Origin of the sequence: Photobacterium aquimaris, assembly GCF_002954455.1 — a bacterium.
Lineage (GTDB): Bacteria > Pseudomonadota > Gammaproteobacteria > Enterobacterales > Vibrionaceae > Photobacterium > Photobacterium aquimaris.
The window spans coordinates 1,691,597-1,699,973 of the sequence record NZ_MSCC01000001.1 but is presented as its reverse complement, the minus strand read 5'-3'; the positions used below and the strand labels follow the sequence as shown (position 1 = coordinate 1,699,973).

The window sequence follows — 8,377 nt, the reverse complement described above, 5'->3', positions numbered from 1 at the left end:
CGTTATAGAATTTGTTTGATAATAATCCATCGAGAATAACATTGTCGTTATCAATGTGAAAATTTGCAGTTTGAGTGGTTAATTTAACCCAAACAGAGGTTTAATTTGAGCTATCACTATATAAATGAAAGATTGAATAACCTTAGAGATTGGATGTTGTTAACTATGTCATGAGTGAAAAGAGGCTATGTTATCTTGTCGACAAAACAGCGTTAGAGAACATGCTGTTTTGTCTGGATGAGGTTAATTGTGGTGTTAATATTAGAAATATTTCCCCCGAATTGTTTTGAAATTTTCTTTTAGCGCACAAGTGGTAAATGTTTTAATGACCATAGTGTCGGACCAATAATTAGTCGACCAACCGGCTTTTTGCTTGAGCAGCTGTATAAATTGTGGGGTTGATAACCCTCGACGCCATGCACTAGGTAATACAACTGTCTGTACATGTTTATCTATTAATAACACGCCTTGTTTATGATGAGATAAATATTCAAATAACTCAGCTTCGGTACTAAACGGCTGAATAACAAGTGGCGATAGAACTTCTACTTCAATACTTAAATCATCAAGTTGATCTTCAGCAAGAGGCATAAAACGGCGATCTTCATAGGCACTCGCAATCGCTTTATTGTGCATCTCTAAAATTAAAGGTCTTGTTGCAATGGTTGAACCAATACAACCTTGCAGTTGTCCGTTAACTTCTAAGGTTACAAAACATGCTGCTGGTTGTAACATTTTGCGTGTGTAGTGATTCACTTTTGGTGCTGAGGTTGAAATAGCTTCATCTGAAAAATGACCTCGAATAGCATCACGGGCAATATCCAGTAGCTGCGTAAGTTCACCTTTATTGTATGTTTGATATGTGACAGTTGAAATATCCACCAGTGCTCTCCTTTGGAATATTATAAAAAAACAATACATCCGTATATGAATAATGAAGTGTGTAAATAGTGATTTATAAAATGCTTCTCAGTGATTGAGTTAGTGATAAAAAGCCTTTTAATGGCAATAACTTATTTCACTGTCATGATTCATATTATCTATTTTTAATGATTATTCAATATCTGTTGAAGTAAAAATTGTTAACTTGTTTGTCAAACTTATGCAGTGTGTAATTTTTATATATTTGAGAGGGAAAACTGAACAATATGGGTGATATTTGTACTTTTTTCACTGTTTTTTAGATTGTGTTGTTTATAAAATTTACTAGTACTTGATATTGTTTTATCGTTAATGCCGTTTTTGATCTAGAAGATAAATGAATTTATGAGCACTGACCAAGGTTTGACAATCGAGCAGTTAATGGCATACCAAAGTGTTGTTATCACACAGCCTAATTGCCCTTATTGTGTAAAAGCAAAAGCATTACTTGACCAACAGGGTATTGAGTACTCAACATTAGTATTGGGACAACAGTTAACCAAAACAGTGATGGTTGATTTTATTCACCAATTTGCCAATGTTAATGTAAGAACAGTACCGCAGATTATTTTAGCGGGTCATTATATTGGTGGTCATGATGATTTAGTCGCATACCTTGAGCGCCAAATAGATAATAATGATTTTGATGATTTTGAATTATAAAATCATTAAGATATTAATGAAAAGGGTGAATAGCCCTTTTTATAGTTAACGCAAGAGCTCAAAATATGAAATTAGATTTTTCGCAATTGAATAAGCAAACCAAGAAATCATTTAGCGATCAGCATGCCGTGATTAAAAAGGTTATGCAAGGTAAAGTAGTTGCTTGTAAACATTGCCAACAACCGTTAATGCTTATTACGCCAGAACAGAGTGAACAACCTGGTATTAGTTGTTCAAAAGGGTGTACTTTTATCTCTCTTGAGTTTAATTAACTGATTCTAGTGTCGTTATTTGACTATTTTTGGTGCTGTTTTGTATAAAATATCACCAATTTAATTTTAATTTCTGCAAACTTAATAATTAATTATACGTTATTTCTACGGTTATCTTATCTTGCTAATAGTTTTTACTCACGATTAAAATACATCGATAAATAAAAACTAATTAAGTCTTATAATATTATAAATAAGTGTAACGATTGTTTGTCTATATATTGCAAATATTATTGGTTGTCTTATTTTCCAATATTATCGCTAATCTATTGATTAAAAATAATAAAAATAATTTTATTTTGTTGTCGTAGCATATAAAAAACAGTTAAAAATTTAAAATGAACTAAAGTTGTAGCAATGATTGATTAGAGTACAAATAAAGATACGATTATGGTCATTAAAACTAATCAATAACAGCGAATATATTTAGATTGTAGAACAGTGAAATTAGCCTATGTGGCTGTTTTTACTATATGTTGACAGTTATTGCCTATTAATGGTTATATAATAGCGCTTTAATTTTTGTTTACATGGCTAAATATTAGAGTTGAGGCGATATCTAACAGGATGTAATAAATGAGTAAACACGATAAATATAGTATCAATAATACGGATTACACTATTGGGCAGGATAATGTCCAAAAGTGGGGATTTGATGTGCATAATGCCGTTTTTGGTGTGAGTGCTGGACTAATAATCATTTTTTTAGTTGCCATTTTAATCACCGATCCAGCAACAGCAAAAGCAGCATTGGATAGTGTAAAAAGTGCAATTGTTAATCAATTTGCCTCTTTATTTATTTGGGCTGGTAATTTCTTCGTTTTCTTTTGTTTGGCATTGATTGTTTCACCATATGGACGTATTCGTCTAGGTGGTAAAGACGCAGAAGCCGAACATACAACATTATCATGGCTTTCAATGCTATTCGCCGCAGGTATGGGCATTGGCTTAATGTTTTGGAGTGTAGCCGAGCCTGCTGCTTATTTCACAGGGTGGGGGGGAACCACACCATTAAATGTAACACCAGGAACGCCAGAAGCCTTTAAGGTTGCGATGGGTGCTACCATGTATCACTGGGGCTTACACCCTTGGGCTATTTACGGTGTTGTTGCATTATCAATGGCATATTTTGCTTATAATAAAGGCCTACCTCTTTCTATTCGTTCAGTGTTTTATCCTATTCTAGGTGACCGCACTTGGGGTTGGGCTGGGCATATCATTGATATTCTCGCTGTTTTGGCGACATTGTTTGGTTTAGCTACTTCATTAGGCTTGGGCGCACAACAAGCAGCTAGTGGTATTAACCATGTATTTGGCACGCATGGTGGCTTAGAATTACAGATTGGTATTATTATTGTTGTCACTTGTGTTGCTATTTATTCTGTAGCAAAAGGCATTGATTCTGGGGTTAAATTACTTAGTAATATTAATATGATGGTTGCCGTTGTCTTATTGATTTTTGTAGGACTTGTTGGCCTTGCTGTTTCTATTGATACGATTCCAAAGACAGTTATAGGATATGTTGAAAACTTTATTCCATTAAGTAATCCTTATGATCGTGCAGATGAAAAATGGATGCATGCTTGGACTGTTGTTTACTGGGCATGGTGGATCTCATGGTCACCATTTGTTGGTTCATTTATTGCTCGTATCTCAAAAGGTCGTACTGTTCGTGAATTCTTGATTGCGGTATTAATTATTCCAACAGCAGTGACAATTGTTTGGATGTCAGTATTTGGTGGTCAGGCTATTCATCAAATTATGGACCATATTGGTACATTAGGAGCAAAAGGTATTACTCAAGTACCGTTAGCAATGTTTGAAATGTACGATGCCTTACCATTTGGTACTATTTTATCGTTTATTTCGGTGATTCTAATTTTGGTGTTCTTTGTAACATCATCAGATTCAGGTTCATTGGTAATTGATAGTATTACTGCTGGTGGTAAAGTTGATAACCCTGTCGCTCAACGTATTTTCTGGGCTGCTGTTGAAGGTATTATTGCGATAGCCTTATTGTGGGTTGGTGGTACGCAAGCGATTGAAGCATTACAAGCGGGTACTATTTCGACTGCATTACCGTTTACATTTATTTTATTACTTATGTGTGTCAGCTTATTGATGGGCTTTAGAACCGAGCGTAATAAATAATCTATTCGTTAAGTAACATAACGTTAACGTAATAAAAAGCAGCTACCAGAATAAGTTCTGAGTAGCTGCTTTTTTATGGCTATAGTTTCTCTATTATAGCTTTCTTACTCCCAAAGTTGACCAATGGGGGTATCTGGACTGAAATGATAAGCTATTTGTGCTTGAAGTAACTCAGCCGTTGCTAACGCATCAGTTAAAGCATGGTGGGGTTGGTAGGCTGGAAGACCATAACGAGAACGGCATTTTCCTAGTCGTACTGAACCTGGACGTTTACCTTTTAATTTATTCCATAGCCCATTTACTTGTTGTTGTTGAATGGTTGCTTCAATAGCTAGAGTATCAACAACAGGAAATTGAATCCCTTCACCTAAGCGAATTTTTAACGCCTGATCCATAAATTGTCGCTCGATATTTTTATAATGCACCACAACAACTTTTCCTGCTAGTGCGTCTAATACCGCTTCTAGAATGCGTCGTAAATCAGGGGCTTGTTGCACGTCAGAGTGTGTAATACCATGAATAACGACAGAATCGTCTTCAAGTTTTACTTTGGGTTTTACAACCCAATGCTGTGATTGGCGACAATAAATACGATGAATATCAAAGGGAACTAAACCGATACTAACAATATCATCAATTTCTGAATTGAGCCCTGTTGTTTCAAAATCGAGAGCAACAAATGGCACCTCGTTTAGTGGAATCTCTTCAGAGATAATGCCAGCCTGATAATAAGATTTTATTCGGCTATCTTTTGCTTCTTGCGCTAGATTTTGAAAGCGTAAATGCCAGTCAGGTACCGGTATATTACGGGTAAAATGAGCAGAAGCAGATTGTTTTGATCTATTACGAAACATTAATAGCTCTTTTTATTATCTTGCTGACTGATAGCGAAACTTAACAAAGTTTTGTGCTTTACTTAATATTTGAAATGCATCTTTAAGATTTCTACGTTCAAAATCAGACATATTTTCAGGCTCTATACTGTTATCTGGCTCGATCCCAGCTTCAATATCAAGTGCTTGGTGACGAATACGTACGAGTGAAATATATTCCATCGCATCACGTAAGTCTTGTGCTCGACCTGGCGGTAAAATACCGCTATCAATGATGTCATCAAGGCGTTCAAGTGAGTTTTGTGAACGAGAACCAACAGCAAGGGCATGCACACGGATCAAATCCGCTAAAGGTGCGGTACCACGGCGTTTAAGGTTGATTGAGTTGTTATGACGGCCGTCTTTTTCCATCACAAAATCTTTGAAAAAACCAAGCGGCGGAGTGCGATTTAATGCATTACGTGCTAAACAAGATAAGAAGCGAGGACTATTACGTGCTCGTCGAACAATAAAACCATTGAGCTGTTTTGCCCATTTCGTTTTGCCCCACACACCACCAAGGTCAAAAAATATTGAGCTATTAAGTAATGCGACAGGTTTAGGATTATCAATCCAATCGGCGAAGCAATCTTCCCATTGCTGACGTGTTTTTCGCCATTCAGGATTCGTGGCCATAATGTCACCAGTACAGTAGGTATAACCACATTCAGCAAGCCCATCACAGACAAACTTTGATAGTTTTTCAAAGTAAGCATTATGCTTATCATGATTGAAGTTGTTATCAAGAATAATGGCATTATCTTGGTCGGTAACAATCAATTGTTCGTCACGAGCCATTGATCCTAAAGCAAGGAAACAATAAGGCACTGGAGGTGGACCATACTCTTCTTCTGCAAGCTCTAGTAACCGTTGCTTAAAGCTTCGTCCGATTTCAGCCATTGCGCTACCAATCATATGCGAGTTGGCATCTTCATTGACCATGCGTACAAAACAATCTTTAACTTGAGTTGAGAGTACCGTTAATTCTTCGACTGATTGTTGCTGATAGATACTGCTTACCAGTAATAAACTGTTTTGAGATTCATAGCGGACAATATCAGATACACTAATGATGCCAACTGGGTGCTTGTTTCGCATAACAGGAAGGTGATGAATGTTATAGCGCAACATCGTCAACATGGCTTCAAAGACATAGGCATTATGATCCAGTGTGATTGGATCTGCTGACATAACAGTTGAAACAGGGTTAGACGTTGACACTCCTTGCGCTAGGACGCGGGTACATAAATCACGATCGGTAATAATACCCACAACTAAGTCGTTATCATCGTCGTCATCAACGATAGTTTCATCACTGATTAACAATGCAGATATACCTTCCTCTGCCATCGTTTGAGCGGCGACTTGAATGGTTGCATTTTGATCAAGGATCACCGCATCACGCGTTAATAATGTACGAACTTTAGATGTGGTTAAATCGTTTTCATCATTTTGGCGAGACACTGCATGGCGAAGTCGAGAACCATCATCAACTTCGACAAAATCTGCAAAGCTATCGAAATCGTCACAGAGTTTGGTAAAGAGGTTATTAGGAATACAGTAGAGAAGGGTATCTTCTAAAGCTTTCGCTGGCATTCTAACGCGATTATTCATTAATAATCCCATTTGGCCAAAAATATCTCCCTCATCTAAGCGGTTATAGAGTTCCCCTTTGCGGCGATAAACTTCGACTGCGCCGCTTCGAATAAGAAACAAATCATTGATACTATCACCTAAGTTTAAAATCATGCTGTCTGCACGGTGATAGGCCACCTCAATTTCGATCGCTAATTCATTCAGTTGTTCTTCTGGTAACAAATCGAAGGGGGGATATTGGCTGATAAAATTAAGTATTTCTATTTGTTCTGCTTCCATATCTCAGTCCATATCAATAAAAAAAACAGGAGCAAGGCTCCGCAGATAATAATTAGAAGGCGATATATATTACATCGTCATAAAGCGTTATTACTTGTGAAATTGTAACCTATGCTGGTGCTTAAATCATATATAGTTCATTGTTAACAATTACAGCTGTAAGCGTTAAATGTATATTTATCTTATCAATGCATCAGCCGTTCTTAGATGTTATCTATCAATATATATCATTATTTTGAGTGCTCTGTATCATAAATACTGACCGTGTTTTTTAGCATGAAATAGCGAAAAAAATACTAATTTATAGGTATATTTTATTTTTCTGTTTTAAATGAAACTTAACGCTAAAATAAGTCGAAATCTAGAATATTGTAAGGATAGAGATAAAGCAGAATGTATTACGCTTTTAATTAGTCAGTTTCAATATACGTATTGTCATCTACCGCTATCTATAGCGAGGAAGATATGAAGATTGTATTTTTGGGCGAAGCATTAGTTGAGCTAAACCATTCACCCCGACACCAAACATATGGCGGAAATGTCGTTAATCGAGCCTTATATTTGGCACGTTTGGGCGGCTCTCGTGCCATTGATGTCAGTTATGCAACCTGTATTGGTATTGAAAAAATATCGATGAAAATGATGCAGTGTTGGCAACAAGAAAATATAGATACTAGCTTAGTCAAATGTTTAGCAACTAAATACCCTAATTTATGTTTTATTGAAACCGACAGTCATGGCCAACGACATTATCATTATTGGAATAAAGATAATGCGATGCGGTATTATTTTTCTCATGGGCCAGCATTATTAAATCATGCTTTAATGAATCATGATTATGGTGCGATTTATATCAGCGGTAGCAGTATTGCAGCATTAACGGATGATGATAAAACATTATTGTTGTCGTTATTGGATATACATAAACAAAAAGGCGGTAAAGTTTATATCGATAATAATTTTCGAAATGACTTGTGGTCAACAAGGCAAGCTCAATATTGGTACGGAAAAATCTTTCCTTATGTCGATATTGCTTTTATTGATTTAAATGATGAAATGCGAATTTGGGGAAGCTCGCGTTATTTAACTCAACGTTATATTAAATGGGGTTGCCGTGAGGTTGTTTTTAAGCAGACTAAGAAAAAAGGATGTACTGTATGTAGTTTAGTGATTAGTTCAAACTCACTATTACGTGTCGCAAGCATCAAGTTGGCCGTTAAACACGGTGATGATATTGCAGATAATGCCTTTGTGGCAGGATATCTTGCTGAGCGAATGAATAAACACACTATTGCACAGTCGTTATTATTAGCACAAAAGCTGAGTCATCGAGTAACAACCTGTTCAGATGCGATAATTCCTTCAGATTCAATGCGTGACATTATGTAGTTTGTTGTATGGCATATAATCGGAACGACTTGTTTTGTATGTAAAATAATCAAACGAATATAAAATCAAAAAATGCTGTTGACTCAACACCAGCAATCCGTACAATGCATCCCATACCACGAGACATCAGCGTCTCTGGTTAGGAAATATGGCGCGTTGGCAGAGTGGCTATGCAGCGGATTGCAAATCCGTGTACCTCGGTTCGACTCCGGGACGCGCCTCCATACTTCCTCT

Annotated in this window: 7 protein-coding genes and 1 tRNA gene; 5 read left to right on the top strand and 3 right to left on the bottom strand. The window is 36.5% G+C overall.

Annotated elements, in window-relative coordinates; genetic code table 11:
* Positions 1-261: 261 nt before the first annotated feature.
* Entirely contained in the window at positions 262-882 is a 621-nt protein-coding gene (amrA, locus tag BTN98_RS07480; protein WP_061000558.1) for an AmmeMemoRadiSam system protein A, read from the bottom strand.
* 384 nt (positions 883-1,266) lie between these two features.
* Here amrA and BTN98_RS07475 point away from each other — a divergent pair, with 384 nt between their 5' ends.
* From BTN98_RS07475 to BTN98_RS07465, 3 genes are all read left to right on the top strand, one after another.
* A complete protein-coding gene (locus tag BTN98_RS07475; protein ID WP_061000555.1) occupies positions 1,267-1,584 on the top strand; it encodes a glutaredoxin domain-containing protein in 318 nt (105 codons plus the stop codon).
* A gap of 65 nt (positions 1,585-1,649) precedes the next feature.
* On the top strand, positions 1,650-1,856 hold the full coding sequence (locus tag BTN98_RS07470) for a hypothetical protein (protein WP_061000553.1): 207 nt from the start codon (positions 1,650-1,652) through the stop codon (positions 1,854-1,856).
* 576 nt (positions 1,857-2,432) lie between these two features.
* The gene (locus BTN98_RS07465; protein WP_061000551.1) at positions 2,433-4,007 is read left to right on the top strand and encodes a BCCT family transporter; all 1,575 of its coding nucleotides are present in this window, start codon (positions 2,433-2,435) and stop codon (positions 4,005-4,007) included.
* A gap of 104 nt (positions 4,008-4,111) precedes the next feature.
* Here BTN98_RS07465 and BTN98_RS07460 read toward each other — a convergent pair whose 3' ends face one another.
* Both BTN98_RS07460 and BTN98_RS07455 read right to left on the bottom strand, forming a co-directional pair.
* Positions 4,112-4,861, bottom strand: a complete 750-nt coding sequence (locus tag BTN98_RS07460; RefSeq protein ID WP_061000549.1) for a 3'-5' exonuclease — start codon at positions 4,859-4,861, stop codon at positions 4,112-4,114.
* Between the two features lie 15 nt (positions 4,862-4,876).
* Entirely contained in the window at positions 4,877-6,754 is a 1,878-nt protein-coding gene (locus tag BTN98_RS07455; protein ID WP_061000547.1) for a DUF294 nucleotidyltransferase-like domain-containing protein, read from the bottom strand.
* A gap of 465 nt (positions 6,755-7,219) precedes the next feature.
* On the opposite strand from BTN98_RS07455, the gene BTN98_RS07450 reads away from it, so the two are divergent.
* Together BTN98_RS07450 and BTN98_RS07445 are read left to right on the top strand one after the other, a co-directional pair.
* The gene (locus BTN98_RS07450; RefSeq protein WP_061000545.1) at positions 7,220-8,143 is read left to right on the top strand and encodes a PfkB family carbohydrate kinase; all 924 of its coding nucleotides are present in this window, start codon (positions 7,220-7,222) and stop codon (positions 8,141-8,143) included.
* Between the two features lie 150 nt (positions 8,144-8,293).
* Positions 8,294-8,367 (top strand) — tRNA-Cys (locus tag BTN98_RS07445).
* The last annotated feature ends 10 nt before the right edge of the window (positions 8,368-8,377 follow it).